General features: G+C 37.4%; 1 pseudogene. It reads right to left on the bottom strand.

Going from position 1 to position 712, the window contains the following annotated elements:
- Positions 1-679, bottom strand: a pseudogene (locus B5J93_RS12955) (IS1 family transposase); the annotation flags it as partial.
- Positions 680-712: the final 33 nt, after the last annotated feature.

Here is a 712-nt window from a genome sequence, read left to right as displayed (position 1 = left end):
CCATTCCACTTAGCAAACAGTAAGCTCAGTGTATTTTCTATCATCTTTTGGCATTTAGAATAGCATTTGGTTTTACGTTTAAACCTTGCGGTAAAATGCCTAATCAGACTGTTATAGCCCTCTATGGTAAACGTTTGAGCTTTACTGGTTAGGTGTTTGTGTATGGGTATGATTTCTTGATAAGACTTCCAGTAATCAGAGCAAAACAGTTTTATGTTGTTTGGGTTTAGGTTGTTGTACAGTCTTTCAAAGGTTTTACTGTCTCGCTTACCACAAATAAAGCCTAAGACTTGTTTGGTGTCTTCCGTCAATGGCAATCCACGTCCAACAGTAGTTTTTTAAACTTAGTGTAACTGTGAATCTCATCAAGTTCGACAATGTCAATAAGCTTGGTATTATCGGAGGTGATTTGATGTTGTTCACCTAATTGCTTAACCCATTGATAGACTGTACCATAACTGATGTTTAGTACTCTACCAATGGAGCGAAAGCCCAAGCCTTCAAGATACATATCTATTGCCATTTTTTTAATGTCATCGCTCTTATGTGAGGCATGTTTGTGTACAGAGAAATAATAACAACAGTCTTTGCACTTATAGCGTTGCTTACCATTATTAAAACCTGCTTTAACAAAAGAGGGTGATTGACACTTAGGGCAATGGGTGAATATTTGGCTCATTGGGTGTTTGCTTTGCTTATGATAGACTGTGTG

The organism is Moraxella equi (assembly GCF_002027555.1).
Classification (GTDB): Bacteria; Pseudomonadota; Gammaproteobacteria; order Pseudomonadales; family Moraxellaceae; genus Moraxella; species Moraxella equi.
Note: the sequence above shows the minus strand (reverse complement) of the source record. Positions and strands in the feature narration are given on the sequence as shown.